The sequence below is a fragment of the uncultured Microbacterium sp. genome, from assembly GCF_963524805.1.
Lineage (GTDB): Bacteria > Actinomycetota > Actinomycetes > Actinomycetales > Microbacteriaceae > Microbacterium.
The window spans coordinates 18,678-45,289 of the sequence record NZ_CAURGG010000008.1 but is presented as its reverse complement, the minus strand read 5'-3'; the positions used below and the strand labels follow the sequence as shown (position 1 = coordinate 45,289).

The 26,612-nt window shown below is 70.0% G+C and carries 24 protein-coding genes and 1 tRNA gene; 7 read left to right on the top strand and 18 right to left on the bottom strand.

What is annotated here, in order from left to right; all coding sequences use genetic code 11:
• Window positions 1–126: 126 nt before the first annotated feature.
• The 3 genes from RWQ91_RS13925 to RWQ91_RS13915 all read right to left on the bottom strand — a co-directional run bounded on the left by RWQ91_RS13925 (window position 127) and on the right by RWQ91_RS13915 (window position 2,678).
• Entirely contained in the window at window positions 127–1,161 is a 1,035-nt protein-coding gene (locus RWQ91_RS13925) for a ribose-phosphate diphosphokinase (RefSeq protein WP_314507120.1), read from the bottom strand.
• Entirely contained in the window at window positions 1,136–2,605 is a 1,470-nt protein-coding gene (gene glmU, locus RWQ91_RS13920) for a bifunctional UDP-N-acetylglucosamine diphosphorylase/glucosamine-1-phosphate N-acetyltransferase GlmU (RefSeq protein ID WP_314507117.1), read from the bottom strand. The genes RWQ91_RS13925 and glmU overlap by 26 nt, the downstream gene beginning before the upstream one ends.
• 1 nt (window position 2,606) lies before the next feature.
• Window positions 2,607–2,678, bottom strand: a tRNA-Gln gene (locus RWQ91_RS13915).
• Window positions 2,679–2,769: 91 nt separating this feature from the next.
• On the opposite strand from RWQ91_RS13915, the gene RWQ91_RS13910 reads away from it, so the two are divergent.
• The 3 genes from RWQ91_RS13910 to RWQ91_RS13900 are packed head-to-tail and all read left to right on the top strand — an operon-like array spanning window position 2,770 to window position 4,997.
• Window positions 2,770–3,267 (top strand): MarR family transcriptional regulator, encoded by a 498-nt coding sequence (locus RWQ91_RS13910; RefSeq protein WP_314507114.1) that lies wholly within the window; start codon window positions 2,770–2,772, stop codon window positions 3,265–3,267.
• Between the two features lie 33 nt (window positions 3,268–3,300).
• Window positions 3,301–4,779, top strand: coding sequence for an SDR family NAD(P)-dependent oxidoreductase (locus RWQ91_RS13905; protein ID WP_314507112.1), 1,479 nt, complete (start codon window positions 3,301–3,303; stop codon window positions 4,777–4,779).
• Window positions 4,776–4,997 (top strand): hypothetical protein, encoded by a 222-nt coding sequence (locus RWQ91_RS13900; RefSeq protein ID WP_314507109.1) that lies wholly within the window; start codon window positions 4,776–4,778, stop codon window positions 4,995–4,997. The genes RWQ91_RS13905 and RWQ91_RS13900 overlap by 4 nt, the downstream gene beginning before the upstream one ends.
• A gap of 12 nt (window positions 4,998–5,009) precedes the next feature.
• On the opposite strand, the gene RWQ91_RS13895 is transcribed toward RWQ91_RS13900, so the two are convergent.
• The 8 genes from RWQ91_RS13895 to mgrA all read right to left on the bottom strand — a co-directional run bounded on the left by RWQ91_RS13895 (window position 5,010) and on the right by mgrA (window position 12,609).
• Window positions 5,010–6,806 (bottom strand): ABC-F family ATP-binding cassette domain-containing protein, encoded by a 1,797-nt coding sequence (locus RWQ91_RS13895; protein ID WP_314507107.1) that lies wholly within the window; start codon window positions 6,804–6,806, stop codon window positions 5,010–5,012.
• 126 nt (window positions 6,807–6,932) lie between these two features.
• The gene (locus tag RWQ91_RS13890) at window positions 6,933–7,850 is read right to left on the bottom strand and encodes an ABC transporter substrate-binding protein (protein ID WP_314507106.1); all 918 of its coding nucleotides are present in this window, start codon (window positions 7,848–7,850) and stop codon (window positions 6,933–6,935) included.
• A 30-nt stretch (window positions 7,851–7,880) separates the two neighbouring features.
• Window positions 7,881–8,615: an ABC transporter permease gene (locus RWQ91_RS13885; RefSeq protein WP_314507104.1), complete on the bottom strand. Its 735-nt coding sequence runs from the start codon at window positions 8,613–8,615 to the stop codon at window positions 7,881–7,883.
• Window positions 8,612–9,298: an ABC transporter permease subunit gene (locus RWQ91_RS13880; RefSeq protein ID WP_314507101.1), complete on the bottom strand. Its 687-nt coding sequence runs from the start codon at window positions 9,296–9,298 to the stop codon at window positions 8,612–8,614. The genes RWQ91_RS13885 and RWQ91_RS13880 overlap by 4 nt, the downstream gene beginning before the upstream one ends.
• Window positions 9,295–10,161: an ATP-binding cassette domain-containing protein gene (locus RWQ91_RS13875; RefSeq protein WP_314507100.1), complete on the bottom strand. Its 867-nt coding sequence runs from the start codon at window positions 10,159–10,161 to the stop codon at window positions 9,295–9,297. Before RWQ91_RS13875 ends, RWQ91_RS13880 begins: the two co-directional genes overlap by 4 nt.
• Window positions 10,162–10,173: 12 nt before the next feature.
• On the bottom strand, window positions 10,174–10,476 hold the full coding sequence (locus RWQ91_RS13870) for a DUF427 domain-containing protein (protein ID WP_314507097.1): 303 nt from the start codon (window positions 10,474–10,476) through the stop codon (window positions 10,174–10,176).
• 145 nt (window positions 10,477–10,621) lie between these two features.
• Window positions 10,622–11,545 carry a 4-(cytidine 5'-diphospho)-2-C-methyl-D-erythritol kinase gene (locus RWQ91_RS13865; protein WP_314507095.1) on the bottom strand — a complete coding sequence of 308 codons (924 nt, stop codon included), beginning with the start codon at window positions 11,543–11,545 and terminating at the stop codon, window positions 10,622–10,624.
• Window positions 11,542–12,609 carry an L-glyceraldehyde 3-phosphate reductase gene (gene mgrA, locus RWQ91_RS13860; RefSeq protein ID WP_314507092.1) on the bottom strand — a complete coding sequence of 356 codons (1,068 nt, stop codon included), beginning with the start codon at window positions 12,607–12,609 and terminating at the stop codon, window positions 11,542–11,544. Before mgrA ends, RWQ91_RS13865 begins: the two co-directional genes overlap by 4 nt.
• A gap of 147 nt (window positions 12,610–12,756) precedes the next feature.
• On the opposite strand from mgrA, the gene RWQ91_RS13855 reads away from it, so the two are divergent.
• Window positions 12,757–14,340 carry a stealth conserved region 3 domain-containing protein gene (locus RWQ91_RS13855; protein WP_314507090.1) on the top strand — a complete coding sequence of 528 codons (1,584 nt, stop codon included), beginning with the start codon at window positions 12,757–12,759 and terminating at the stop codon, window positions 14,338–14,340.
• Here RWQ91_RS13855 and RWQ91_RS13850 read toward each other — a convergent pair.
• Both RWQ91_RS13850 and rsmA read right to left on the bottom strand, forming a co-directional pair.
• On the bottom strand, window positions 14,285–15,205 hold the full coding sequence (locus RWQ91_RS13850; RefSeq protein ID WP_314507088.1) for a phosphodiesterase: 921 nt from the start codon (window positions 15,203–15,205) through the stop codon (window positions 14,285–14,287). The two genes, RWQ91_RS13855 and RWQ91_RS13850, sit on opposite strands and share 56 nt — an antisense overlap.
• 138 nt (window positions 15,206–15,343) lie before the next feature.
• On the bottom strand, window positions 15,344–16,186 hold the full coding sequence (rsmA, locus tag RWQ91_RS13845) for a 16S rRNA (adenine(1518)-N(6)/adenine(1519)-N(6))-dimethyltransferase RsmA (RefSeq protein WP_314507084.1): 843 nt from the start codon (window positions 16,184–16,186) through the stop codon (window positions 15,344–15,346).
• 131 nt (window positions 16,187–16,317) lie between these two features.
• Here rsmA and RWQ91_RS13840 point away from each other — a divergent pair, with 131 nt between their 5' ends.
• Both RWQ91_RS13840 and RWQ91_RS13835 read left to right on the top strand, forming a co-directional pair.
• Window positions 16,318–17,763, top strand: coding sequence for a sugar porter family MFS transporter (locus RWQ91_RS13840; RefSeq protein ID WP_314507080.1), 1,446 nt, complete (start codon window positions 16,318–16,320; stop codon window positions 17,761–17,763).
• A 51-nt stretch (window positions 17,764–17,814) separates the two neighbouring features.
• Complete coding sequence (locus tag RWQ91_RS13835; RefSeq protein ID WP_314507078.1) at window positions 17,815–19,122, top strand: MFS transporter; 1,308 nt, start codon at window positions 17,815–17,817, stop codon at window positions 19,120–19,122.
• 16 nt (window positions 19,123–19,138) lie between these two features.
• Here RWQ91_RS13835 and RWQ91_RS13830 read toward each other — a convergent pair whose 3' ends face one another.
• The 3 genes from RWQ91_RS13830 to rsmI all read right to left on the bottom strand — a co-directional run bounded on the left by RWQ91_RS13830 (window position 19,139) and on the right by rsmI (window position 22,501).
• The gene (locus tag RWQ91_RS13830; RefSeq protein ID WP_314507077.1) at window positions 19,139–20,023 is read right to left on the bottom strand and encodes a TatD family hydrolase; all 885 of its coding nucleotides are present in this window, start codon (window positions 20,021–20,023) and stop codon (window positions 19,139–19,141) included.
• Window positions 20,020–21,591 carry a methionine--tRNA ligase gene (metG, locus tag RWQ91_RS13825; RefSeq protein ID WP_314507075.1) on the bottom strand — a complete coding sequence of 524 codons (1,572 nt, stop codon included), beginning with the start codon at window positions 21,589–21,591 and terminating at the stop codon, window positions 20,020–20,022. The genes RWQ91_RS13830 and metG overlap by 4 nt, the downstream gene beginning before the upstream one ends.
• A gap of 91 nt (window positions 21,592–21,682) precedes the next feature.
• Window positions 21,683–22,501 (bottom strand): 16S rRNA (cytidine(1402)-2'-O)-methyltransferase, encoded by an 819-nt coding sequence (gene rsmI / locus RWQ91_RS13820; RefSeq protein WP_314507074.1) that lies wholly within the window; start codon window positions 22,499–22,501, stop codon window positions 21,683–21,685.
• A 17-nt stretch (window positions 22,502–22,518) separates the two neighbouring features.
• Here rsmI and RWQ91_RS13815 point away from each other — a divergent pair, with 17 nt between their 5' ends.
• Entirely contained in the window at window positions 22,519–24,141 is a 1,623-nt protein-coding gene (locus tag RWQ91_RS13815) for a dolichyl-phosphate-mannose--protein mannosyltransferase (RefSeq protein WP_399546502.1), read from the top strand.
• A gap of 3 nt (window positions 24,142–24,144) precedes the next feature.
• Here the strand turns inward: RWQ91_RS13815 and RWQ91_RS13810 are convergent, their stop codons facing one another.
• Both RWQ91_RS13810 and msuE read right to left on the bottom strand, forming a co-directional pair.
• Complete coding sequence (locus RWQ91_RS13810; protein ID WP_314507072.1) at window positions 24,145–25,986, bottom strand: DUF255 domain-containing protein; 1,842 nt, start codon at window positions 25,984–25,986, stop codon at window positions 24,145–24,147.
• Window positions 25,987–26,015: 29 nt separating this feature from the next.
• Window positions 26,016–26,591 carry an FMN reductase gene (gene msuE / locus RWQ91_RS13805; RefSeq protein WP_314507069.1) on the bottom strand — a complete coding sequence of 192 codons (576 nt, stop codon included), beginning with the start codon at window positions 26,589–26,591 and terminating at the stop codon, window positions 26,016–26,018.
• Between the last annotated feature and the right edge of the window lie 21 nt (window positions 26,592–26,612).

Here is a 26,612-nt window from a genome sequence, read left to right as displayed (position 1 = left end):
TCCTCCTTGTGCGGTGCCTCGGAGATTCCACGCTAACGGCGCGGCGGGAGCCGATCGTGCCGTGGGGCTTTGAACACCCTATGAATGCACGCGAATGAAGATTCGCGGCAACGCCGTGGGAGGGTGCTACGCCGCTCCGTCGAACATGCTCGTCACGGAGCCGTCTTCGAAGACCTCGTGAATGGCCCGGGCCAGCAGCGGCGCGATCGGCAGGATCGTCAGCGACGCGAACCGCTTGGCCTCGGGGATGGGCACCGTGTCGGTCACGACGACCTCGTCGATCGCGTCGGATTGCAGACGCGCGGTGGCGGGATCGCTGAAGATCGCGTGGGTGGCTGCGACGATGACGCGCTCGGCGCCGTTCTTCTTCAGCGCTTCGGCCGCCTTGACGATCGTGCCGCCGGTGTCGATCATGTCGTCGACCAGCAGGCAGACGCGCCCGTCGACCTGGCCGACGATCTCGTTCACCGTCACCTGATTGGCGACGTTCGGGTCCCGGCGCTTGTGGATGATCGCCAGCGGCGCCCCCAGGCTGTCCGACCAGGTGTCGGCCACGCGCACCCGGCCGGTGTCGGGCGAGACGACCGTCAGCTTCGCCCGGTCATCGGCTGAGAGGGTGCGCTCGAAGTACTCCAGCAGCACGGGCTTGGCGAACAGGTGGTCCACCGGCCCGTCGAAGAAGCCCTGGATCTGGGCGGCGTGCAGGTCCACGCTCATGACGCGATCCGCCCCGGCGGTCTTCAGGAGATCCGCGACCAGCCGGGCGCTGATCGGCTCGCGGCCGCGGCTCTTCTTGTCCTGGCGGGAGTACGGGTAGTACGGCGCGACGACGGTGATGCGCTTCGCAGATGCCCGCTTGGCGGCATCCAGCATGATCAGCGTCTCCATGAGCCACTCGTTGACCGGCGGTCCGAAGCTCTGGATCAGGAAGAAGTCGCAGCCGCGGATCGAGACCTCGAACCGGGTCAGGATCTCGCCGGATGCGAACGTGCGGTACTCGGTCGGGACCAGTTCGGTGCCGATCGCCTCCGCCACATCGGCCGACAGCGCCGGATGAGAGCGGCCGCCCGCCACGACGAGCCGCTTCTTGGTCTTGGCGACCAGTCCCGGGGCGATGTCGTTGTCGCGGTCGAGATCAACCGTCTTCCTCTTGCGCGCCATCGTCCGCCTTCTGTGCGGACCGGGCTCCGGCCGCAGCGTCAGCCGCAGCGGTGCCCGGTCGGTTCGTCTCGACCCACCCCTCGACGTTGCGCTGAGGAGCCACGCTGAGCGCCAGGGCACCGGCGGGCACATCCTTGCGGATCACCGCTCCGGCCCCGGTCTTCGCGCCTGCACCGATCCTAACGGGCGCCACGAACACGTTGTGCGAGCCCGAGTGCACCTCGTCGCCGATCTCCGTGCGGTGCTTCGCGATGTCGTCGTAATTGGCCGTGATGGCTCCGGCACCGAGGTTCACTCCCGTGCCGATGGTCGTGTCGCCGATGTACGACAGGTGCGGCACCTTGCTGCGCTCGCCGATCGTGGAGTTCTTCGTCTCGACGAACGTGCCGATCTTGCCCCGCTCGCCCAAGTACGTGCCGGGCCGCAGGTACGCGAACGGACCCACCGTGGCACCGGCCCCGATCACCGCGAGCGTGGCGTCGGCTCTCGTCACGGTGGCGCGGGGCCCGACCTCGCAGTCGACCAGGCTCGTGTCCGGTCCGACGGTGGCGCCTTCGGCGACCGTGGTGGCGCGCAGGATGTGCGTGTTCGGCAGCACGGTGACATCGAGCGCGAGGTTCGCCGTGACATCGATCCACGTCGTCGCGGGGTCCAGGATCGTGGCCCCCTCGAGCTGCCACCGGCGTACGGTGCGTGCGTTCAGCAGGCGCGCCGCCTCCGACAGCTGCACCCGGTCGTTCACGCCCAGTGCAGCTGCGGCATCCGTCGCCTGCGAGACGCCGACGCTCAGCCGCGAGTCGCGCATGAGCGCGACCACGTCGGTCAGGTACCGCTCGCCCTGCGCGTTGGCCGTGCCGACCAGCGAGATGTGGGCGCGCAGCGCCGCCGCCTGGAAGACGTAGACGCCCGCGTTGATCTCACTGACGGCGGCCTCCTCGTCGGTGGCGTCCTTCTGCTCGACGATGCGCTGCACTCCGCCCCCGGCGTCGCGGATCACGCGGCCGTACCCGCTGGCATCCCCCACGACCGCACTGAGCAGCGTGGCGGCGGCGCCGCTGCGTCGATGCGTGCGGATCAGACCTGCCAGCGTCTCGTCGTCCAGGAGCGGAACATCACCGCTCAGCACGAGAACGTCGCCGGTGAAATCCGGGACCCGGGCAATCGCCATCTCGACGGCCCGGCCCGTGCCGGGCACCTCGTCCTGGTCCACGACGATCACGTCCGGCGCGTCCTCCAGCACCGCGCCGACGACCATGTCGCGCTCGTGCCGGACCACGACCAGCAGGTTCTCCGGCTGCAGTCCGCGCGCTGTGGCCAGCACGTGCCCGAGCAGCGGGCGCCCGCCGATCCGGTGCAGCACCTTCGGGAGCGTGGATTTCATCCGCGTCCCCTGCCCGGCCGCGAGGATGACGACGGCGAGCTGCGGTTCGGTGTTCTCAGACATGCTCCGCCGCCAGGATTCGAACCTGGACTTAACAGCTCCAAAGGCTGTCGTGCTGCCGTTACACCACGGCGGACCGCGGCCTGGCCCAGCGAGCGGCCGCCCGTCAAGTCTGCCAGACGGGCGTCGGGCATCAGGGTGGACGGGCCGACCGCGATAATGAGCACATGGCCCACGAGACGGACGAAGTCGACCGCATCGTCGAGGCGTGGATCGCGCAACGCCCCGACCTCGACTTCTCGCCGCTCGAAGTGCTGTCGCGGGTCGACAGGCTCTCCCGACACCTGGACCGTGCCCGCCGCGACGCGTTCCGGCGCAGCGAGCTCGAGCCCTGGGAATGGGACGTCCTGTCCGCCCTGCGCCGTGCGGGCGAGCCCTTCCAGCTGAGCCCCAAGGCGCTCCTGCAGCAGACCCTCGTCTCCAGCGGCACGATGACCAATCGCATCGACCGCCTCGTCGGCCGCCGGCTCGTGCACCGCGAGGCCGACCCGGACGACGGGCGCAGCATCCTGGTGACGCTCACCGTCGACGGCCGCACGCGGGTGGATGCCGCCATCACCCGCCTCGTGGATGCCGAAGCCCTGCTGCTGGACACGCTCTCCCGCTCCGATCGGGAGCGCCTCGCCGGCCTGCTGCGCAAGCTCAGCCTCGGCTTCGACTCCTGAGGGCCTGCCCGCGACGGGCGGGTAGAATCTCGTGTGCCCTTCGCCGATTCCTCGCCCGTCCCCGCGCCGAGCGGCATCGACCCCGCCGAGCTCGAGACGACCCTGCGCGTCCTCGCGCAGATGACCGAGGTCGACCCGGCGCATCCCGACTACACGACGGTGCGCCAGGCGACGGCGCAGATGTTCAAAGCGGTCAAGAAGGAGCGTCGCCGCGAGATCCGCGAGGCGATCGCCGACGCCGACCGCTCGGTGATCGCGGCGACCGCGACCGGCGCGCCGGACCGGATCGACGACGAGACGCGCGGCATCCCCCTCGAGACGCGCGCGAGCGCGCCCACGGCCGGCACGCTGATCGTGGCGCGGCCGTGCTACATCTGCAAGCAGCCGTACACGCAGGTCGACGCGTTCTACCACCAGCTCTGCCCGGCGTGCGCGGCCATGAGCCATGCCAAGCGCGACGCGCGCACCGACCTCACCGGCAGGCGCGCCCTGCTGACGGGCGGCCGGGCGAAGATCGGCATGTACATCGCGCTGCGCCTGCTGCGCGACGGCGCCCACACCACGATCACGACGCGCTTTCCGCGCGACGCCGTGCGCCGGTTCACGAGCCTTCCCGACTCGCCGGAGTGGATCGACCGCCTCCGGGTGGTGGGCATCGACCTGCGCGACCCGGCCCAGGTGATCGGACTCGCCGACTCGGTGGCGGCGCAGGGACCGCTCGACATCCTGATCAACAATGCGACCCAGACGGTGCGCCGCTCCCCCGGCGCCTACCAGCCGCTCGTGGATGCCGAGCTCGCCCCGCTGCCGGACGGACCCCTGCCGGAACTCGTGACCTTCGGGCACACGAACGACGCTCATCCGCTCGCGCTGGCGCAGTCCGTGAGCGCGCACCCGATCCTCGCCGCGGCGGCGGCCCGGGCCGACGAACTGACCGAGCAGGCCATGGCGGCGGGCTCGAGCTCGCTCGACCGCCTCGCCGCCGGCACCGCGATCGATGCCGGCGGGCTCGTGCCCGACCTGCACGATGCGAACTCGTGGACGCAGCACGTGCAGGAGGTCGATCCCCTCGAGATGCTCGAAGTGCAGCTGGCCAACACCACCGCGCCGTTCCTGCTCGTCTCACGGCTGCGGCCGTCGATGGCGGCAAGCCCCGCGCGGCGCACGTACGTCGTGAACGTGAGCGCGATGGAGGGCGTCTTCGGCCGCGGCTACAAGGGTCCCGGTCACCCGCACACCAACATGGCCAAGGCCGCCGTGAACATGCTGACGCGCACGAGCGCGCGGGAGATGTTCGAGACCGACCGCATCCTGATGACGAGCGTCGACACCGGCTGGATCACGGACGAGCGTCCGCACCCCACCAAGGTGCGGCTGGCCGAGGAGGGCTTCCACGCGCCCCTCGACCTGGTCGACGGCGCCGCCCGCGTCTACGACCCGATCGTGCGCGGAGAAGCCGGCGAGGACGTGTTCGGGGTGTTCCTGAAGGACTACGCGGTCGGCAGCTGGTGAGTTCGGCAGACTTCCTGCGCGGCATCCCTCTGGCAACGCGAGTGGTCGTGCGCTACCTGCTGCCGGACGGGCGCGCGACGGACGCGCTGGGATATCTCCGTTCGCGGGATGCCGAACACGTGGTCATCGAGACGAAGCGAGGCCTTGACACTGTGGCGCTGGCGGCCGTGATCGCCGCCAAGACGGTTCCGCCGCCACCAGCGCCCCGACCTCGCTGACGCGGGGCCGGGTCAGACGAGCTCGGACAGCTCGAGCCACCGCTCCTCGAGCTGGGCCACCTCGCTCTCGAGGTCCTGCAGCGCCGTCGTCTGGGCCGCCACGGCGGTGTAGTCGTTCTGATCGTGCTCTGCGATCCGCACGTGGGCCGCATCGATCAGCGCGCCGAGCTTCGTCAGCCGCCGCTCGATCGCCGCGACCTCCTTCTGCGCCGTGCGCAGGTCCGCGCCGCTGAGCCCGGTGCGCGCCGGGGCGCCGGCCGCGGCGGAGGCCGAGGCGGCGGCATCCTGCTGCTCCTCCTGCCGACGCCGCAGACGCAGGTACTCGTCCACCCCGCCGGGGAGGTGGCGCAGCCGGCCGTCGAGGATCGCGTACTGCTGATCGGTGACGCGCTCGATGAAGTACCGGTCGTGCGAGACCACCAGCAGGGTTCCGGGCCAGGAGTCCAGCAGATCCTCGATCGCCGCGAGCATGTCGGTGTCGAGGTCGTTCGTCGGCTCGTCGAGGATCAGGACGTTGGGCTGGTCCAGCAGCACGAGCAGCAGCTGCAGGCGCCGCTTCTGCCCGCCCGAGAGGTCCTTGACGGGTGTGGAGAGCTGCGCGCTGGAGAAGCCCATCCGCTCCAGCAGCTGACCCGGCGTGAGCTCCTGAACCTTCGATCCGGTCCCGAAGGAGTACGTCGTGCGCAGGCGCTCGAGGACGATCCGCACAGGATCGTTCAGGTGCGCCTCGAGCTCGTCGAGGCGCTGCGTGAGAGTGGCGACCTTGACGGTCTTGCCCCGCTTCACGCGGCCCGATGTGGGCTCGACGGTGCCGGCGACCAGGCCCAGCAGGGTCGACTTTCCCGCACCGTTCACCCCGAGGATGCCGGTGCGCTCGCCGGGCGCGATCCGCCACTCCACATCCGTCAGCACCGGGCGGTCATAGACGACGGACGCGTCGAGCAGGTCCACGACGTCCTTGCCGAGGCGCGCGACGGCCAGCGAGCGCAGCGCGACCGGATCGCGGATCTCCGGGACGTCGGCGATCAGCGCGTTGGCCGCATCGATGCGGAACTGCGGCTTCGAGGTGCGCGCGGGCGCTCCGCGACGCAGCCAGGCGAGTTCTTTGCGCGCGAGGTTCTGCCGCTTCGCCTCGGACGAGGCCGCCATGCGGTCGCGCTCGACGCGCTGCAGGATGTACGCGGCGTATCCGCCGTCGAACGGCTCGACGATGCGGTCGTGCACCTCCCACGTGCGGGTGCAGACCTCGTCGAGGAACCACCGGTCGTGCGTCACGACCAGGAGCGCGCCGGAAGTCGCGGCCCAGCGGCGCTTGAGGTGCTCGGCCAACCAGGCGATCGCCTCGACGTCGAGGTGGTTGGTCGGCTCGTCGAGCATGAGCACGTCGTGGTCGCCGATGAGGAGCTTCGCGAGGGCCACGCGCCGCCGCTGGCCTCCGGAGAGGTCCGCGACCGGCGCGTGCCAGTCGAAGCCCGCGAGCAGCCCCGCGGTGACATCGCGCACGCGCGGATCGCCGGCCCACTCGTGCTCGGGAAGGTCGCCGACGACCGCGGATGCGACGGTGTCGTCGTCATCGAGCGTGTCGCCCTGGTCGAGCACGCCGACGGTGACGCCGCGCCGCACGGTCACACGCCCGCCGTCGGGCTGCAGCCTCCCGGCGAGCATCGCCAGAAGGCTGGACTTGCCGTCGCCGTTGCGGCCGACGACGCCGATGCGGTCGCCCTCGTCCACGCCGAGCGAGACGGAGTCGAAGATGATGCGGGTGGGGAACTCGAGGTGCAGGGCCTCGGCCCCGAGAAGATGTGCCATGTCCCTCCCAGGTTACGCGCGCGCCGCAGACGGCAATCGACCGTGAGACGACGACTGCACGTCGAGACCGCGGGGAAACCCCACGGTCTCGACGTGCAGATGGCGTCTCAGCGCCGGCAGTGAAAGCTAGATCAGGCCGTTGTCGGTCAGCCACTGCTTCGCGATGTCAGGGGTCGACTCCTGGTCGACCGTGCTCTGCACGTTGAGGGCGACCAGGCCCTCGGGCGTGAGGGCCGCGCTGATCGCGTTGATGATCTCGGCCGCGCCGTCCGGCAGCTCTCCGCTGACGACCGGGACGACGTTCGACGCGAGGAAGAGGCCCTCGGGGTCCTCGAGCACGACGAGGTCCTTCGTCTGGATGGACGGGTCGGCGGTGTAGATGTTGGCGACCTGGATCGTGCCCGCCAGCAGCGCGTCCAGCGTCGTGTCGGCGGTCGGGGAGAACTCGACGGTGACGCCGTAGGTGTCCAGCAGCCCGGTGGGACCGTACGGGCGCTCGGCGAGCTCGGGCGCGCCGCCCAGGGTCAAGGGTGTGGTGACGTTCGCGAGGTCGCCGATCTCGACGAGCGAGTTCTCATCGGCGAAGGCCTTCGTCACGGTGTACGAGTCCTGGTCGGTGGCGCTGGACTGGTCCAGGACGCTCAGGCCTTCGGGAAGGGCGTCGGGCAGGGCGGCGTAGACGTCCTCGGAGGTGCGCGCCTCGGTGTCGGGTTCGAAGAACTGCAGCAGGTTGCCGGAGTACTCGGGGAACAGCGTGATGTCGCCGGCCTCGAGGGCGGGGATGTAGGCGTCGCGCTGCCCGGAGTTGAAGGCGTCGCGGGAGACCTCGAACCCCCCGTTCTCGAGCGCCTGCGCGTAGATCTCGGCGATGATCTCGTTCGAGTAGTACGCCTGCGAGCCGATGACGATCGTCTCGCCGCCGGCCGCCGGAGCGTCGGTCTCGGGGGCGAGCGGGTCGCTGGACGCGCAGCCGGAGGCCGCGAGTGCGATCCCGGTCAGGATGGCCGCGGTGAACGCGACCTTGGACTTGTTGATGGTGAACATGATTCTTTCCTCTGTGTGGTGGTGCGGGATTCAGGCGGCGCCGGCAGCCGCTGTGCGAGCGGATGCCGATCTCTGGGGAACGGAGTGGTGCGACTGACCGGCGCGGATGCCGGCGGGGACGGACGCGCGCTGGAGGAGGGCGAAGATGCCGTCGAGCACGAGCGCGAGCGCGGCGACCAGGAGCGCTCCGCCCAGGACGATGTCGAACCGGCGCAGCGGCAGCCCCGCGAGGATGTACTGCCCGAGGCCCCCCAGGTTGATGAATGCGGCGATCGTGACGGTCGCGACCACCTGCAGCGTGGCCGAGCGGAGCCCGGCGACCAGCAGGGAGAGTCCGAGGGGCACCTCGACGCGCCACAGGATCTGCCATTCGGTCATGCCCATCGCCCGCGCGGCGTCGATGATCTTGCGGTCGATCGCCTCGAAGCCGGTGTAGGCGCCGGCCAGGATCGAAGGGATCGCCAGCAGCACGAACGTGATGATCGCCGCCTCGGTGGTGCGCAGCACCCCGAGGAGCAGGAACAGCAGGATCAGCAGGCCGAAGGACGGGATGGCCCGCGCCGCACCCGAGATCGCGACGGCGATGTCGCGCCCCTTGCCGGTGTGGCCGATGAGCCAGCCGAGCGGAACCGCGATCAGCGCGGCCACCAGCACGGACACGAACGTGAACCACAAGTGCTGAGCCAGTGCCACCGGAATGGGGGCGAGACCGGCACCCGGGTCTCCGGAGAAGATCCAGGCGATCGCTTCGGCGATGAGGTTCACGCGACGCTCACCTCCAGGGGGAGCTCGGCGGTGCGGCTGCGGCGACGGCGCTGAGCGCGCGACCAGGGCATCAGCGCCCTGCCCGCGGCGATCAGCAGCCCGTCGATCACCAGGGCGATGATGACCACGGCGACGATGCCCGCGACGACTTCGGGGATGATCCTGCGCTGGGAGCCGTTCGTGAAGAGGTAGCCGAGGTTCGTGACGCCGATCAGGGCACCCACCGTGGCGAGGGCGATCGTGCTGACCGCGGTCACCCGCAGTCCGGCGAGGATCACGGGACCGGCGAGCGGGAAGTCCACGGCCCAGAACCGGCGGCCGCCACCGTAGCCCATCGCCGTCGCCGAGAGCCTCACGGCGGGGTCGACCGAGGTCAGGCCGTCGGTGACCGAGCGGGTCATGAGTGCGATCGCGTAGATGGTCAGCGCGACGATCAGGTTGATCTCGTTGAACGCCGGCAGTCCGACGATGACCGGGATGATCATCAGCAGCGCGAGCGAAGGAATCGTGTACAGCAGGCCGGTGACGGTCAGGATGCCGCCCCGAGCCACCCGGTAGCGCCACGCGAGCCACCCGAGGGGCAGGGAGAGCACGAAGCCCAGGATGATCGCGATGACCGATTGGCGCAGATGCACCAGGGTCAGCTCCCAGATCAGGTCGAGGTTGTTGCCGACCCAGTTCACGGCCGTCGCTCCCCGTCGCCGCCCTCCGCGGTGCCACTTCCGACGGTGCCACTTCCCACGATGGCCCCCTGCGTGCGTCCCTCGCTGTCGACGACGACCGGACCGCGGTCGGTCTGCTTGATCGTGAGCGCCCGCCTCCCGCGGTCGACCCCGATGAAGCTCGCGACGAAGTCGTCCGCCGGGTTCTCGATGATCTCGCTCGGCGATCCGACCTGCGCGATCTTCGCGCCCTTCTGCAGGATCACGACCTGGTCGCCGAGGAGGAACGCCTCATCGATGTCGTGCGTCACGAACACCACCGTCTTGCCCAGCTCCCGCTGCAACCGGATCAGCTCCTGCTGCAGGTCGGCGCGCACGATGGGGTCGACCGCGCCGAACGGCTCGTCCATCAGCAGGATGTTGGGATCCGCGGCGAGTCCGCGTGCCACGCCGACGCGCTGCTGCTGGCCGCCGGAGAGCTGGCTCGGGTAACGCTTGGCCAGAGCACGGTCCAGGCCCACGGTGTCGAGCAGGGCGAGCGCATCCGCGCGGGCCTTCTTCTTGGGAACGCCGCTCAGGACGGGCACCGTGGCGACGTTGTCGACGACGGTGAAGTGCGGCATGAGACCCGAGTTCTGCATGACGTAGCCGATGCTGCGACGCAGCTTCACGGCATCCCGATCGAGGATGCTCTCGCCGTCGATCGCGATCTCGCCGCCGGTCGGCTCGACCATGCGATTGATCATCCGCAGCAGGGTGGTCTTGCCGCAGCCCGACGAGCCCACGAAGACCGTCGTCCTGCGGGACGGGATGACGAGGGTGAAGTCCTCGACCGCGCGCGTGCCGTCGGGGAACTCCTTGGTGACTGCGGTGAACTCGATCATGGGCGGACCGGGTCAGGCCGTGACCTCGACCCCTTTCCAGAAGGCGACGTAGCCGGAGAAGTCGGTGCCCACGCGCTCGATCGCCGTCGGGTAGGGCGTGGGGTAGGACCATGCCCTGTCGGGGAACACATCCTCGCCGGACACGACGGAGTAGTACTGGCACACGCCCTTCCACGGGCACGTGTACGGGGTGGGGCTCTCCTGCAGCAACTCGCGGTTGACGCTCGCAGGCGGGAAGTACCAGTTGCCTTCGATGCGGACCAGGTCGGCCTCGTCTGCCTCGGCGAGGACAGTGCCGTTCAACTGCGCCTTCATTTTTCCTTCCGGGCGGCGCCGACGGCGCCGATGTTCGATGGCAGCGGACGCCGCGTTTCGAGCGTAGCGAACCCCACCGACGCGGGATCCGAATGGCCGAATCGTTGCAATGCGCCGAAATGAACGCTATGGCGCGACGCAGATCTCAGAGCAGGCGGGCGCCGTGCACCGGCCCATGCACGTGCAGGGCCTGGTATCCGGCGGCGGACAGCACGACCTGCAGCTCCAGCGCGGATTCCGAATCGCCGGCGAGGAAGGCGAGAGTGGGTCCGGAGCCCGAGACCATCCCCGCGAGCGCGCCCGCCTGTTCGCCCAGCTCGAGGGCGTCCCGCAGGTCGGGCCGCAGCGAGAGCGCCGCGGCCTGCAGGTCGTTGCGCACGTGCTCGGCGAGCACGACCGGGTCGCCTGCTCGCAGCGCCTGCAGCACGCCCGGGTGAACGACCGGGGCGCGGGCGGCCGAGACGATGTCGGGCCGGGTGCGCAGCGCATCAAGGTGGGCGTACACCTCGGGCGTGGACAGTCCCGCGCTCGAGGGCACGATCACCCAGTCGAAGCGGCCCTTGACCAGCGCCGGGCTGAGCTCATCGCCGCGGCCGGTGCCGACCGCAGTGCCCCCCATGAGGGCGAACGGGACGTCGGCGCCGAGACGGGCGGCGAGCTGGTGCAGCTGGGCGGTTCCGAGCTCGGCCGCCCACAGCGCGTCGCACGCGAGGAGTGCGGCTGCCGCATCCGCCGATCCGCCGCCCATGCCGCCGGCGACCGGCACGTGCTTGACGATGTCGAGGTGGACCCCCCCGGCGTGGCCGATCTTCTGTGCCACCAGCCGTGCCGCGCGGAGGGCGAGATTCCGATCGTCGGCGGGCACGCCCGAGACGTCGACCGTTCCCGAGATCGAGACCGTGAACTCGTCGGACGCCTGCGCCCACACGTCCTCGTACAACGAGACAGCCTGGTACGCCGACGCGACCTCGTGATAGCCGTCGTCCTGCGCATCGCCCACCTCGAAGAAGAGGTTCAGCTTGCCCGGCGCCCGGACGTGGACGCGATCGGCGACGGCGGCGGAAGTCACAGCTGGGCCGACTCCGCCCAGAGATCGACGTCCAGGCGACCCGACAGGGCGTCGATCTGCTCGAGCTCCTCGGTGTCGAAGGCCGGACCCGTCAGGGCCGCGACGTTCTCATCGAGCTGCTCGGGGCGGGAGGCGCCGATCAGCGCGGACGTGACCACCGGGTCGCGCAGCACCCACTGGATGGCCATCTGGGCGAGGGTCTGCCCCCGCTCCTTGGCGATGACATCCAGCCCGCGCAGCGCCGACAGCCCCCCTTCGGAGAGCTGCTTGTCCGGCAGCGACGAGCGGTTCTGGGCGCGTTCTGCGGGTCCGTCGCCGAGATACTTGTCGGTCAGGAGTCCCTGGGCCAACGGCGTGAACGCGATCGCGCCCATGCCCTCCTGCGTGAGCACTCCGGTCAGGCCGTCCTCAACCCAGCGATTGAGGATGGAGTACGACGGCTGGTGGATCACCAGCGGAGTGCCGAGGCTGCGGGCGACGGCGGAGGCGATCGCCGTGCGTTCCGCGCTGTACGACGAGATGCCCACGTACAGCGCCTTGCCCTGGCGGACGAGGGTGTCCAGGGCCCCGATCGTCTCCTCGATCGGAGTCACCGGGTCCACCCGGTGCGAGTAGAAGATGTCGACGTAGTCCACGCTCATGCGCTTCAGCGACTGCTCGGCGCTCGCGAGGATGTACTTTCGCGAGCCGAGATCGCCGTAGGGCCCGGGCCACATGTCGTAGCCCGCCTTGGAGGACAGGATGAGCTCGTCGCGATAGCGGCCGAAATCCTCGCGCATCATGCGTCCGAAGTTCGTCTCGGCCGTGCCGTACGGCGGACCGTAGTTGTTCGCGAGATCGAAGTGCGTGATTCCGATGTCGAACGCGTGGCGCAGCACCGCGCGCTGGTTGTCGAAGGGGATGTTGTCGCCGAAGTTCCACCACAAGCCCAGGGAGATCGGCGGGAGGTAGAGGCCGGAAGCTCCGACCTGCCGGTATTCGGTCGCGGAGTAGCGGTCGGGGTCGGCCGCATACGGTCGGTGGAGCTCGTTGACATCGGGGCGGAATCGCGGTGAATCGGTCACGCCCCGAGCCTATCCCCGGCCCGAGCGACCGGCACGGCGGGCCCCGCGGCCGCCTGCACGTTCCCGCGGGGAAGTCAATGGCGCGCGCGTGAAATCTGGCGGAAATGCGCGCCGCATAGTCTGGCCCTCCGCCCCCGAGGAGGTCCTATGGCGCCGCTTTCCGCACTGCCCGCCCACCCCCGCAGCTGGGCCGCGCTGCTCGAACGCGACGACATCGTGCTGGACCACGGCGTCCTGCGGCTGCGGCACGATCGCACGACCCCCGATGACGCCCGCACCGAAGACCTGCTGCTGACCGCATCGACGCTCGAAGCCGCCGGCATCCGCCTCCTCCTCGTCCGGCACGACCTGCGGGTTCCGGCGCTCGTGGTGGACGTGACGGATGCCGAAGCCGCGGTGACGGCCCTGCGCGAGCTGCCCGAACCTCTCTACGTCAAGCGCAAGGCCCGCGGCGCGATCCTCGCCGCGGAACTGGACGCGCCGACGGGCGCTCCAGCGGCGATCCGCGTGTATCGTCCGCGCATTTCGCGGAGCGGAGATCTGCGCTACGACCACGAGACCGGCATCCGCGTCGAGTTCTGGCGCTTCGGCCCGGATCTCATCGAGGCCCCCCACGACAACGCGGTCACCCGCCGCCTGACCGCGGCCTCGGATGTCCTCTACACCGACGTGGAGCGCTACGGCCGCGCGTGGCGGACGATCAGGGGCATGTTCGATGTCCATCCGGCCGAGTTCACGGACGACGTCGACATGGTCTTCTCGTGGGTCGACGGTTCGTCCACCGACTTCCAGCGCCAGCGCGCCGCCCAGATGGCCGAGTACGTGGTCGGCGAAGGGGACGACGGCCCCGCCCGATACCGTCACGTCGACGAGCTGCGCTATGCGCTGCGCAGCGTCCACATGTACGCACCGTGGGTGCGCCGGATCTTCATCGCGACCGACTCCCCCGCCCCGGCGTGGCTGCTCGAGCATCCGAAGGTGACGATCGTGCGCAGCGCCGAGTTCTTCGGCGACACCTCGGTGCTGCCCATCCACAACTCCCATGCCGTCGAGGCGCAGCTGCATCGCATCGACGGCCTCGCGGAGCACTTCCTGTACTCGAACGACGACATGTTCTTCGGCCGGCCCGTCGAGCCGGAGCTGTTCTTCTCCCCCGCCGGGCTGTCCCGATTCGTGGAGTGCGGCATCCGCATCGGCGCCGGCGGGTCGGCGGTGCACCGCAGCGGCCACGACAACGCGCTGCGCGTCAACCGCGCCCTGCTCCAGGAGCGGTTCGGCCGCACGATCACCCGCGACCTGGAGCACTGCGCCACACCGCTGCGCCGCAGCGTGATGGGCGAGCTCGAGCACGCGTTCCCCGAGGACTTCGCCCGGACAGCGGCCTCGCGATTCCGATCTGCGACGGACATCTCGGTGACCAACAGCCTGTACCACTACTACGCGCAGTTCACCGGGCGGGCGATCGCGACCACCCGCCCGCGCGTGCGCTATGTGCAGACCACCCTGGCCGCGTCTCTCGCCGGCATGGAGCGCCTGGCCCGGCGCCGCGACGTGGACATGTTCTGCCTGAACGACGGCGGCGCGGGCGAGATGCCCGAGGAGCTGCGGGTGCGCACGGTCACCGACATCCTCGAGCGCATGTTTCCGGTGCGCGCACCGTGGGAGCGCGCCGAGATCAGCGCAGAACGGGGATCGGCTCCGTCGGCGGAGCGATCTGTCGCGATGCGCTGAGCTGCTGCACTCCGGCCGCGGCGAGGCGCCGCTGCGCTTCGGCGGCGTCGATGTGCTCGAGCGTGTGCGGCGCGTCGACCGGAACGACCGAGTGCACGACGGTGTCGTCGTAGACGTGCACCATGTTGAACGCCTGCGCGCCGTCCTGCGGGCGGGTGCCGCCGACCGGCACCGTCAGGTCCTGTGCGTAGCAGGTCGAGGACGCGACCGACACCGGGATGCCGGCGAACGTCGCGAACGTGGAGTAGTGCAGGTGCCCGGCGATGATCGCCCGCACGTCGGTGCCGCGCAGCACGGCCGCCAGACGCTGCTGGTCGCGCAGCTCGACGCTGGCCGCGAGGGGCAGGACGCTCGGCACGGGCGGGTGATGCATCGCCAGGATCGTCCCCAGCGGCGCCGGGGTCGTGAGCACCTGGGCGAGCCACGTCAGTTGCGCATCGCGCACTTCGCCGTAGTGGGCCCCGGGAACGCTCGTGTCGAGGGTCACCAGCCGCAGACCGTCCAGCTCGTCGACCCGGTCGACGGGCGCCATGTCCGCCGCCTCGTCCAGCAGGCGTGAGCGCAGCTGCCCGCGGTCGTCGTGGTTGCCCATGACCCAGAACACACGGGTGCCCAGCCGGGCGGCGAAGGGCTCCACCAACGCCCGCAGTTCCGCGTAGGCGTCGCCTTCCCCGAGGTCCACGAGGTCTCCGGTGAACACGATGCCGTCGGGGTGCACACCCGACGCTTCGATCACCGACAGGGCTCTGGTCAGGTGCGCGCGGGCATCCACCAGGTCGAACAGCCGTGAGCCGGCCGCGCGCAGGTGCGTGTCGCTCAGGTGGAGCAGCAGCCTCTCGGGAGCGCCGTATTCGGCCGTGCGCATGCGGACCCTCCCCCACTCGGCGCCGCGAGGATGCGTCCACGGCCGCCGTCGCCGCCACGGTGACGGATCGAGGGAAATGTTACAGGCATGTTTCGTGAACACCGGGGCACGGGCGCGCGAACACGCCCTGAATACTCGCTATGCCGCCCGAGCGATGGCAAGGAAGTCCTCTACTGCGAGCTGCTCGCCGCGGGCGGTGGGATCGACCCCGGCGCGCTCGAGGATCTCGGATGCGGCCGCCGCGGAGCCGCCGAGCACGGCCGCGACCGCCTGCCGCAGCATCTTCCGGCGCTGCTGGAAGGCGGCATCCACGATCTGGAACGTGCGCAGTCGCTCGATCTCGCTGCCGCGCAGCCGGGCGTCGCGGGTGAACGCCACCAGCACGCTGTCGACGTTGGGAACCGGCCAGAAGACCTGCCGGGACACGGTGCCGGCCAGCCGCCACTGGCCGTACCACGCGGCCTTGACGCTCGGCGCGCCGTAGATCTTCGAGCCGGGCGGTGCGGCGAGGCGCTCACCCACCTCGGCCTGCACCATCACGACGCCGCGTTCGATCGCGGGGAAGGTCTCGAGGAAGTGCAGGATCACGGGGACCGACACGTTGTAGGGGAGATTGGCCACGAGCACCGTCGGTTCGCCCGGCAGATGCGTGATGCGCAGGGCATCGGCGTCGATCACCCGCAGCGCATCGTCGGCGACCCCGTGCGCCCGTGCTGTCTCAGGCAGTCGCGCGGCGAGGCGGTGATCGATCTCCACGGCGGTCACGGAGGCCCCCGCCTCCAGCACGGCCAGTGTGAGCGAGCCCAGCCCGGGTCCGACTTCGACGACGCTCTCACCGCGCTGCACCTTCGCCACCTGCACGATGCGACGAACCGAGTTGGCATCGACGACGAAGTTCTGCCCGAGCTTCTTGGTGGGAGTGACGTCCAGTTCGGCGGCCAGCGCGCGGATCTCGGACGCGCCGAGCAGAGTCACGGGCATGAGTTCACCCTAGCCGTGCAGGTCCGGGCCGCCGGTGCGCGCGCCTGCTTGACAGCGTGCGGCAACGCGCGACAGGGTGGGCCCAGACGGGCGGCGAGGCTCGTCGAAGGCTCGAACGAGGAGGACAACCCATGAGTTCGGCCCCCACTTCCGGTTCGCACATCAACGTCCCCATCGCCCGCGTGGTGCTGGTCGCCGCCACCGCAGCTCTCGGCGGATTCCTGTTCGGCTTCGACACCGCGGTGATCAACGGCGCGGTCAGCGCGATCGGCGAGCAATTCAGCACCGGCCCGTTCCTGCTCGGGTTCGCCGTCGCCTCCGCACTGATCGGCTGCGCGATCGGAGCGTGGTTCGCGGGCCGCATCGCCGACCGCTACGGCCGGATCCGGGTGATGGTGATCGCGGCGATCCTGTTCGTCGCGAGTGCGCTGGGCTGCGGCCTCGCCTTCGGCGTGTGGGACTTCTCGTTCTGGCGCATCGTCGGCGGCCTTGGCGTGGGAGCGGCATCCGTCATCGCACCGGCGTACATCGCCGAAGTCTCACCGCCCGAGCACCGCGGTCGGCTGGGGTCGCTGCAGCAGCTGGCGATCGTCTCGGGAATCTTCGTCGCGCTCCTCAGCGACGCTGCGATCGTCGCGGCGGCCGGCACCGCCACCGCGCCGTGGCTGTTCGGCCTGGAGGCCTGGCGCTGGATGTTCATCGTCGAGGTCGTCCCCGCCGTCATCTACGGGGTGCTCGCTTTGACGATCCCCGAATCGCCTCGTTATCTCATCGCGCGCGGCGAGATGAAGAAGGCCAAGGAAGTGCTCACCCGCTACGTCGGCGGTGATGTGGAGAAGGTGTCGACCGACATCCTGAAGACCGTCGAGGGCAAGTCCGACCGACCGCGCTTCTCGATCCTGCGGCGCGGCAGATTCGGCCTGCTGCCGATCGTCTGGGTCGGCATCGGGCTGTCGGTGCTGCAGCAGTTCACCGGCATCAACGTGATCTTCTATTACTCCACGACGCTCTGGCAGGCGGTGGGCTTCAACGAGCAGGACTCGCTCACGATCACGGTCATCACCTCGGTGACCAACATCGTGACGACGATCATCGCGATCCTGCTGATCGACAAGGTCGGCCGCAAGCCGCTGCTGCTGGTCGGTGCCATCGGCCAGTTCCTGTGCCTGGCCGTTCTCACGCTGATGTTCGCCACCGCCACCATCGTGGACGGTCAGCCCGTCCTGGAGGGCTCGAGCGGGACGATCGCGCTGGTCGCGGCGAACCTGTACGTCGTGTTCTTCGGTGCGACCTGGGGACCGGTGGTCTGGGTCCTGCTCGGCGAGATGTTCAGCAACAAGATCCGCGCGGTCGCGCTGTCGGTCGCCGCGGCGGCGCAGTGGACGGCCAACTTCGTGATCTCCACGACCTTCCCGGCCCTGGCCGCCGTCGGACTGGGACTGGCGTACGGCGTCTACACGTTCTTCGCGTTCGTGGCGATCTTCTTCGTGATCCGGTTCGTCAAGGAGACGAAGGGCCGCACGCTCGAGTCCATGAGCGAGGACGAACCGGTCGCCCGAGTGCGCAAGGCCACCTGAGGCCGTCCGGCGCTGCTGAGCGGCGTCCTCGGCCCCTCGTAGGATTGCCGGGTGCCATCGCTCGGGGAACTCATCGCGCCCCGGCGGCTCGGCACCGACTTCCGCTGGCTGCTCGCCTCATCCTGGACGAGCAACATCGGCGACGGCATCGCCCTTTCGGCCGCACCCCTGCTGATCGCCTCATTGACGTCCTCGCCGCTGCTGGTCGCCGCGGGCGCGATGATGCAGTTCCTCCCGTGGCTGCTGTTCGGTCTGCTCGCCGGCTCGATCGCCGACCATCACGACCGCCGGCGTCTCGTCATGATCGCGGACGGATCCCGTGCCCTGATCGTGCTGGGCCTGGTCGCTTTCCTCGTGACCGGTCAGGTCACGGTGTGGATCGTGCTGGCGACGGCCTTCCTCTACGGCACCGCCGAGGTGTTCGCCGACACCGCCGGCAGCACGCTGCTGCCCATGCTGGTGCGCCCGGCGGACCTCGGGATCGGCAACGCCCGCCTCCAGGCCGGATTCCTCGTCGGCAACCAGCTCGCGGGGCCCGTGCTCGGCGCCTTCCTGTTCGCGGTCGGATCGTTCGTGCCGTTCCTCGTCCAGATCCTGTGCGTCGGGTTGGCCGTCGTGCTCATCTCGCGGATCGCGCACACCCCGGTGCCGGCGGACGAGGCCACGCCCGGCACGAAGACCCACCCGATCCGGGAGGGTCTGCGCTGGCTCCGGGGCAACGCGCCGGTGCGCACCCTGGTGATCATCATCCTGGTCTTCAACATCACCTGGGCGGCACCATGGGGCGTCCTCGTGCTGTACGCGACCGAGTACCTGCACATGGGTCCGGTCGGCTACGGCGCGCTCACCACCGCCTCCGCCCTGGGCGGGCTCGTGGGCATCGGCTCGTTCGGCTGGCTCGAGCGCCACGTCTCATTCGCGACGCTCATGCGCGCCTGCCTGTCGCTCGAGGTGCTGATGCACCTGGCGTTCGCCCTCACCACCTCTGCGGCGGTGGCGTTTGCGATCATGTTCGGCTTCGGCGTCTACGCGTTCGTGTGGGGCACGATCTCGACGACGGTCCGACAGCGTCTGGTGCCGATGAAGCTGCAGGGGCGCATCGCGTCGGTGAACATGGTGGGCGTGTTCGGCGGACTGGTGATCGGGCAGCTTCTCGGTGGACTCATCGCCCAGACCTGGGGACTGACCGCGCCCTGGTGGTTCGCCTTCGGCGGGTCCGCGATCACCCTCGCGATCGTCTGGCGCTCGATCTCGCACATCGCCGCGGCCAAGCCCGTTCTCGATCCTCAGGAGGCTGAGCGGATCGGCCCGGACGACGAGCCCGGTGCCGGCGGGATGCCGCTGCCCGACCGCCCGTGACGACCCGGACGGTATGTCAGCGCTCGAACGAGCCGTAGACGGCGAGCGTGTTGGCCGCGAGCTGCGCGCACAGTTCGTCGAGGTCGGCGCCGAGCTCGGCCGCCATGAACCGCACCGTCAGCGGGACGAGATACGGCGCGTTCGGCCTGCCCCGATGCGGGATCGGGGTGAGGAAAGGCGCGTCGGTCTCGACGAGGATGCGCTCGCGCGGGGTGACGGCCAGCGCGTCTCGGAGGTTCTGGGCGTTCTTGAACGTGAGGTTGCCCGCGAACGACAGGTAGTACCCGGCATCTGCCGCGATGCGCGCCATCGCCGCATCGCCCGAGAAGCAGTGGAAGACCGTGCGGTCGGGCGCGCCGACCCGCCGGAGGGCCTCCAGGACGGCGTCGTGCGCGTCGCGGTCGTGGATCTGCATCGCGAGATCGTGCTTCTTCGACAGCGCGATGTGCGCTTCGAACGACCGGAACTGCGCGGGCACGCCGTCCGGTTCGGTCCGGAAGAAGTCCAGCCCCGTCTCGCCGATCGCACGCACGCGCGGCTGGGCAGCGAGCTCGTCGATCACCTGGATCGCCGCATCCAGTTCCCCGGCCGCTTCGTACGCGGGCGCCTCATTCGGATGGATCGCGACCGCGGCGAGAACACGGGGGTGGGATGCCGCCGCCCAGGCCGACCAGCGGCTCGAGTCGACGTCTCCCCCGGCCTGGACGACGCCGATCACACCGACCTGGCCGGCACGCTCCAGCTGCGCCTCCAGGGTCAGGGGCTCGTCGCCGTCGGCGATCTCCAGGTGCGCGTGGTTGTCGTACACCGGCACGGCAAGCGGCTCGGGCGCGTCCGGCCACCGCACGTCGCGTTTGCCGTCGTTGTGGCGCTCGCGCACGTACTGGCTCGGGTCGGTCACTGGCTCTGCTCGACGCGCGGGAACAGCGGCGCGAGGGCGCTCACCGTCGCACCGGCCGGCAGGATGCCCCAGCGGCCGGCCTCGCGGATGGGCTGGTCGAGGAGCCGGCCGAGCGTGTCACTCGCACCGAGTGCGACCCACAGCTTCTGCGTGGCGATGGGGGTGACGGGCGAAAGCAGCACCGCGAGGGCACGCAGACCTTCGGCCGCCGTGTACAGCACGGTCCCCAGGCGCCCGCGCTGCGCGTCGTCCTTGGCCAGCGCCCACGGCTCGTTCTCGGTGATGTAGAGGTTCAGCGCGTCGACGATCGTCCAGATGGCCGTGATCGCCTCGTCGATGCGGAACCGCTCGATCGCCTCGTCGGCCGCGACCGCGGCATCCGCCACGGTCTTCTGGATCGCGATGTCCTGCGCCGTGTACTGGTCCGCGGGCGGGACGATGCCCTCGAAGTAGCGGTCGATCATGGCGGTCGTGCGCGAGGCGAGGTTGCCGAACCCGTTCGCGAGCTCTGCCTGATAGCGCGCCGACAGGTCCTCCCAGGAGAACGAACCGTCCTGGCCGAAGGCGATCGCGGACAGGAAGTAGAAGCGGTACGCGTCCGAGCCGAACACGTCGGTGATCTCGGTCGGGGCGATGCCGGTGAGCTTGGACTTCGACATCTTCTCGCCGCCGACCAGCAGCCAGCCGTGTGCGAAGACGCCGCGGGGCACCTCCACGCCCGCCGCCATCAGCATCGCGGGCCAGATGACGGCGTGGAAGCGGAGGATGTCCTTGCCGACGACGTGATAGGCGGGCCAGCGCCGGGCGAACTCCTCGGGTTCGGCGCCGTACCCGACCGCGGTCGCGTAGTTCAGCAGCGCGTCGACCCATACGTAGATGACGTGCGACTCGTCCCACGGCACCTGGATGCCCCAGTCGAAGGTCGACCGCGAGATCGAGAGGTCCTTGAGGCCCTGCGTGACGAACGAGACGACCTCGTTGCGCGCCGATTCGGGCCGGACGAAATCGGTCCGGTACAGCTCGAGCAGGCGGTCCTGGAATTCGCTGAGCTTGAAGAAGTAGTTCTTCTCCTGCAGGAGCTCCAGCGGCTTGGAGTGGATCGCGCAGACCTTGAGGCCCTCGAACGGACCGGTGCCGTCGACGATCTCGGACTCGGTCTTGAACTCCTCGCAGCCCACGCAGTACAGCGCCTCGAACTCGCCCGCGTAGATGTAGCCACGGTTGTAGATCGCCTGAACGAACTTCTGCACGCGCTCCTCGTGGCGCTGCTGGGTGGTGCGGATGAAATCATCGTTCGCGACATCCAGTGTCTTCAGCAGCGGGAACCAGGACTCGCTGACCAGCCGGTCGACCCACTCCTGCGGGGTGGCTCCGTTGGCGGCGGCCGCGCGCAGCATCTTCTGGCCGTGCTCGTCGGTGCCGGTCAGCATCCAGGTGTCATCGCCCGCCTGACGATGCCACCGTGCAAGGGCGTCGACCGCCACCGTCGTGTATCCGTGCCCGATGTGGGGCACGTCACTCGGATAGTAGATCGGCGTCGTGATGTAGAAGGATTCGCCGGAAGTCACCCATGGATTCTAGTTGGGCGCGATGCCGGGCCCGGCCGTGTGACCAGCGGGCGGCGGACGGCGCCGTCCCGGGCGCCGTCCGTAACAGTTCTCAGCCCCTGACCGCGAGAGCGGCCTGGTAGAGCTCGCGAGAGGAGTGGCCGGTGTGTGCAGAGACCTCGCCGGCGGCATCCTTCAGCCGCGTGCCGCCGCCCACGAGTTCGAGCACCTGCGTCACGGCGTCCGGAAACGTGATCTGCGCCGCGGATGCGCCTTCGACCACGACCACGAGTTCGCCGCGCACCCCGCCCGCCGCCCACTCCGCCACCTCGGCCGTGGTGCCGCGGACGACCTCTTCGTACAGCTTGGTGAGCTCGCGGCAGACCGCCACACGGCGTCCGGCGCCGAATGCGGCGACCATGTCGGCGAGGGATGCCGCCACCCGCGCCGGCGACTCGAAGAAGACCATGGTGCGGCGCTCGGCCGCGAGGCCCCGCAGCACGCCGCGGCGCTCCCCCGGCTTGCGCGGGAGGAACCCTTCGAACGTGAACCGGTCGGTGGGAAGCCCCGAGACCGCGAGCGCCGAGAGCACGGCGCTGGGCCCGGGGATCACGGTGACCGCGACACCGGCGGCAGCGGCAGCAGCCACGAGGCCGTAGCCGGGATCGCTCACCGTCGGCATGCCGGCGTCGCTCAGCACGAGCACATCCTGATCGCGGGCCAGCGCCACCAGCTCGGCCGCCCGCTCCTTCTCGTTGTGATCGTGCAGGGCCATCACCCGGGGCCGGTTGGCCACCCCGAGACCCGCGAGCAGGCGCTGCGTCGTGCGCGTGTCCTCGGCCGCGATCAGCGTGGCGGCCTCGAGCGCTTCGATCAGACGGCGGGACGCATCGCCGAGGTTGCCGATCGGCGTCGCGGCGAGGATGATCACGCTCCCACCCTAGGCTGATGGCTGTGACAGGGCCCGTGATGCAGCCTGCGGCGGGGACGGCACCCCTCCTCCCCGAGACACGGGCGTCGCTGTACGACCGCTGGAGGATGCGCGTTGCGGCGGATCCGCGCCTGACGCGCCGGTGGGGATGGCTGGCTCCGCTGATCGTGACGCTGCTGGCCGGCATCCTGCGGCTGTGGAATCTCGGGCATCCGCACGCGTTCGTCTTCGACGAGACCTACTACGTGAAAGACGCCTGGACCCAGTGGGCGCTGGGCTACGCGGCGATGTGGCCGCCGGAGGGAGCGAACGAGGCCTTCCTCGCCGGCGACACCGACGTGTTCACCACGAGCGGGAGCTTCGTGGTGCATCCCCCGCTCGGCAAGCTGCTGATCGGGGCCGGGATGGCGCTGTTCGGAGCGGACTCGTCGTTCGGGTGGCGCATCGCCACGGCGCTGATCGGCACCGCCACGGTGCTGCTGCTCTACGTCGTCGCGCGGTCGATGACCGGCTCCATCGCCTTCGCCACCGTGGCCGCGCTGCTCATGGCGATCGACGGTCTGGCGATCGTGATGAGCCGCGTCGCGCTGCTGGACAACTTCCTGACGTTCTTCCTGCTGCTGGCGTTCTGGTTCGTGCTCCTGGATCGCCGCACCCATCTCGATCGGCTGGCCGCGCTGGTGGCCGAGCGGCGCGGCGACGGCCAGCCGCCCGCCTGGGGACCGGTGCTGTGGAATCGACCCTGGGTTCTCGCCGCCGGTGCGGCCGCCGGCGCGGCGACGGCGGTGAAATGGTCGGGCCTGTACGTGATCGCCGGGATCGGCGTCTACCTCGTCGTCACCGACGCCCTGGCGCGCCGCCGTGCGGGCGTGCGCATCTGGCCCGCGGATGCCGCCTTCCGTCAGGGCGCCGCCACCTTCCTGCTGTTCGTTCCGATCGCGCTCGTGGTGTACCTGAGCTCGTGGATCGGCTGGCTCAGCACCGACGGCGGGTACGCCCGGCAGAGCGCCATCGAGGAGCCCGTCACCGGTTTCTGGTCGTGGGTGCCGCCGGCCCTGCAGAGCCTGTGGATCTACCACCGCGCCATCTACGACTTCCACGTCGGTCTGACCGCGGCTCACGGCTACGCGAGCCCTGCCTGGCAGTGGCCGCTCCTGCTGCGTCCGACCTCGATGTATTACCAGGCCACCCCGCAGGGGCAGGCGGGCTGCACCGCACCGAACGGCTGCGTCGAGAACATCTACAGCATGCCGAACCCCCTCATCTGGTACGCCGGCGTCGCGGCCGTCCTCTACCTCGCCTACCGATTCGTCCGGGCTCGCGACTGGCGCTTCGCCTTCGTGCTCACCGGCATCGCGGTCACGTACGTGCCGTGGCTCCTGTATCCCGAACGGACCGTCTTCCAGTTCTATACGATCGCGATTCTGCCCTTCGTGCTGCTGGGGCTGACCTTCGCGCTGCGCGACATCGCCGGGGCATCGCATACCGATCGCACGCGGCGCACGAGCGGTCAACGCGTCGTACTGGTGTTCCTCCTGGTGGCGGTGGCACTGTCGGCGTTTTGGTATCCCGTCCTCACCGCGACGCCGGTGCCGTATTTCTTCTGGCAGGCGCACAACTGGATGCTGAGCTGGATCTGATCGTCAGGTGACGAGCTCGGCGGCATCGGTGACCGGCAGGCGACACGCGAAGTCCCGGCAGTCGTAGGCGGTCGCCGAGCCGTCGATCGCGCTCTTCCCAGAGAACAGCTCGAAGCCCGCTCGTTCCCAACCCGCCGCCTGCCCGCCGCTCACGATCGCGAGCACATCGCAGGGCACCGACCGCGCGGCGCTCACCAGCGGGCCGGAGGCATCGTCCGCGACGATGACGAGCTGGTGGGGCGGCACCGCCAGGCGTGCGGCCACCCGCAGCAGAGCCGCGTACGCGATCGGCTGAGCGAGCGCGGCCGTGCCGTGCGCGGTCACGATCCGCTCGGCGAAGGCGCGCAGCTCGGACGCGCCACCCAGCTGCCACAGGGAGACCGCCGCATCGGCGAGCGCCGAGGGCCCGGAGGGCTCGTCACCGTCGGACGCGGCATCGGGCGCGTCGATCCCCTTTGCCCTGAGCACCGCATCGCCGCCGCCCGGTACGACGGGCAGCCCGTCGGCTCCGATGCATGCGAGCACGAGTTCCCTCGCGCGCTCGGCGTAGGCCGGCTCACCGGTGGCGACCGCCAGGGCGGTGAGCCCGCCCGCCAGCTGGCCGTAGTCGGCGAGCGTCGCGGCAGCCGTGGACGGGATCTCGTCGAGGGAAGCGCGCACGAGCCGCCCGTCGGTCCGGACGTTGACCTCGAGCACGGCTTCTGCCGCCCAGCGGGCCGCCTCGATCCACTCGGGACGATCCAGCACCGCTCCACCGCGCGCGAGTGCGGCGATCGCCAGGCCGTTCCATCCTGTTACGAGCTTGCCGTCGACCGCCGGCGGCTCCAGCGCGCGGCGCGCGGCGGCATCCCTCGCGTAGTAGCCGCCCTCGCTGCGCGCCCCGTCGATCCAGGACTCCGAATCCTGTGCGGCACCGAAACCTCCGGACGGCTGCTGCAGCACGTCCATCAGAAAGCGGGCGATGCCGCGACCGGTCTGCCCGTCGCCCGCGTCGATCGCCACTTCGAGCAGCTGGGCGTTGTCGGTCAGCATCCGCTCGTAGTGCGGCACGGTCCAATCGCGCCGGGTGGCGTAGCGGAAGAACCCGCCCTCGACGACGTCGCGCAGCTCGGAGCCGGCCATCGCCGCGAGTGCGCGCGGGGCGACCTCGGCCGCCGCGGGCGCGGCCGCACGCACGGCGGAGGTCTGCAGGAAGCGCAGGGCTGTCGCGATCGGGAACTTCGGCGCCGTCGCGTCGCCGCCGCCGAAGCCGCCGAACTCGCGGTCCTCGCGCGCTTCCAGCAGGGCCGCCGCACGAGCCAGGTGCTCAATCGTGGGCAGCGCGTCGCCGGTGGATGCCGCTGCCCGCGTCTCCGCGAGGGCGGCGGTCACCGCGGCCGCGGTGCCGTCGACCTGCTCGCGCCGCTGGGTCCACGCCTCGCCGACCGCCTCGAGCACCTGCATGAAGGACGGAATGCCGGAGCGGGGCTCGGGCGGGAAGTAGGTTCCGGCGTAGAAGGGATGCCCGTCGGCCGTGGTGAAGACCGTCAGGGGCCAACCGAGGTGCGGACTGAAGGCGGATGCGGCCGCCATGTAGGCGGCATCCACCTCGGGGTGCTCTTCGCGGTCCACCTTCACCGCCACGAAGTCCCGATTCAGGACGGCGGCCGTCAGCGGGTCCTCGAAGGACTCGCGCGCCATGACGTGGCACCAGTGGCACGTCGAATACCCGATCGACACGAGCACCGGCACATCGCGGCGCTGGGCTTCGGCGAACGCGGCTTCGCCCCACGGATACCAGGCGACCGGATTGCCGGCATGGGCGCGCAGATAGGGACTGGCCGAGGTGCGGAGCCGCTCGTTCATCACTCCACGCTACGTCGGACGACGCCGGCCTACCAGGTGGCGACGTACTCCGAGACGCGCTGGGCGGCGGCCTGCGCGACGAGCGGCAGCGATCGGGTGACGGCCTGATCGATCCGCCGTCTGACGGCATCCGAAGACAGCTCGTAGCCCTCGAAGTCGGTGTCCGACGCGTAGACGCCGACCGGCAGCGTCAGCGCCTGGAAGAAGCCGAACAGCGGCCGCATCTGGTGTTCCAGGATCAGGGCGTGGCGCTCGCCACCGCCCGTGGCCGCCAGCAGGACGGGCGTTCCCACCAGCGCATACTGACCGACGAAATCGAACAGGTGCTTGAACAATCCGGTGAAGGACGCCCGGTAGACCGGACTGGCGACGATGAGCAGGTCGGCGGTCTCGATCGCGCGCAGTGCGTCCTCGACCTCAGGCTGCAGATCCTCCCGGCGCAGTGCCCCCGCGAACAGAGGCCCCAGCGTCGCGACCTCGATGAGCCGCGTCTGGACCTGCTCCCGTGCGGCGACCTGGTCGATGAGCTCGCGCACGAGCGCCGTCGTCTTGCTCGGTTCGCGAAGCGATCCCGAGACACCCACGATGCGCAGCGGTTCGGTCATGATCCGAGGCTAAACGGGCTG

What these genes read in the sequence shown, in the direction of transcription:
- RWQ91_RS13925 (WP_314507120.1), bottom strand. Translation starts at nt 1,161, where the DNA reads ATGGCGCGCAAGAGGAAGACGGTTGATCTCGACCGCGACAACGACATC.
- glmU (WP_314507117.1), bottom strand. Translation starts at nt 2,605, where the DNA reads ATGTCTGAGAACACCGAACCGCAGCTCGCCGTCGTCATCCTCGCGGCC.
- RWQ91_RS13910 (WP_314507114.1), top strand. Translation starts at nt 2,770, where the DNA reads ATGGCCCACGAGACGGACGAAGTCGACCGCATCGTCGAGGCGTGGATC.
- RWQ91_RS13895 (WP_314507107.1), bottom strand. Translation starts at nt 6,806, where the DNA reads ATGGCACATCTTCTCGGGGCCGAGGCCCTGCACCTCGAGTTCCCCACC.
- RWQ91_RS13890 (WP_314507106.1), bottom strand. Translation starts at nt 7,850, where the DNA reads ATGTTCACCATCAACAAGTCCAAGGTCGCGTTCACCGCGGCCATCCTG.
- RWQ91_RS13875 (WP_314507100.1), bottom strand. Translation starts at nt 10,161, where the DNA reads ATGATCGAGTTCACCGCAGTCACCAAGGAGTTCCCCGACGGCACGCGC.
- RWQ91_RS13870 (WP_314507097.1), bottom strand. Translation starts at nt 10,476, where the DNA reads ATGAAGGCGCAGTTGAACGGCACTGTCCTCGCCGAGGCAGACGAGGCC.
- RWQ91_RS13855 (WP_314507090.1), top strand. Translation starts at nt 12,757, where the DNA reads ATGGCGCCGCTTTCCGCACTGCCCGCCCACCCCCGCAGCTGGGCCGCG.
- RWQ91_RS13850 (WP_314507088.1), bottom strand. Translation starts at nt 15,205, where the DNA reads ATGCGCACGGCCGAATACGGCGCTCCCGAGAGGCTGCTGCTCCACCTG.
- rsmA (WP_314507084.1), bottom strand. Translation starts at nt 16,186, where the DNA reads ATGCCCGTGACTCTGCTCGGCGCGTCCGAGATCCGCGCGCTGGCCGCC.
- RWQ91_RS13840 (WP_314507080.1), top strand. Translation starts at nt 16,318, where the DNA reads ATGAGTTCGGCCCCCACTTCCGGTTCGCACATCAACGTCCCCATCGCC.
- RWQ91_RS13815 (WP_399546502.1), top strand. Translation starts at nt 22,519, where the DNA reads ATGGCTGTGACAGGGCCCGTGATGCAGCCTGCGGCGGGGACGGCACCC.
- RWQ91_RS13810 (WP_314507072.1), bottom strand. Translation starts at nt 25,986, where the DNA reads ATGAACGAGCGGCTCCGCACCTCGGCCAGTCCCTATCTGCGCGCCCAT.
- msuE (WP_314507069.1), bottom strand. Translation starts at nt 26,591, where the DNA reads ATGACCGAACCGCTGCGCATCGTGGGTGTCTCGGGATCGCTTCGCGAA.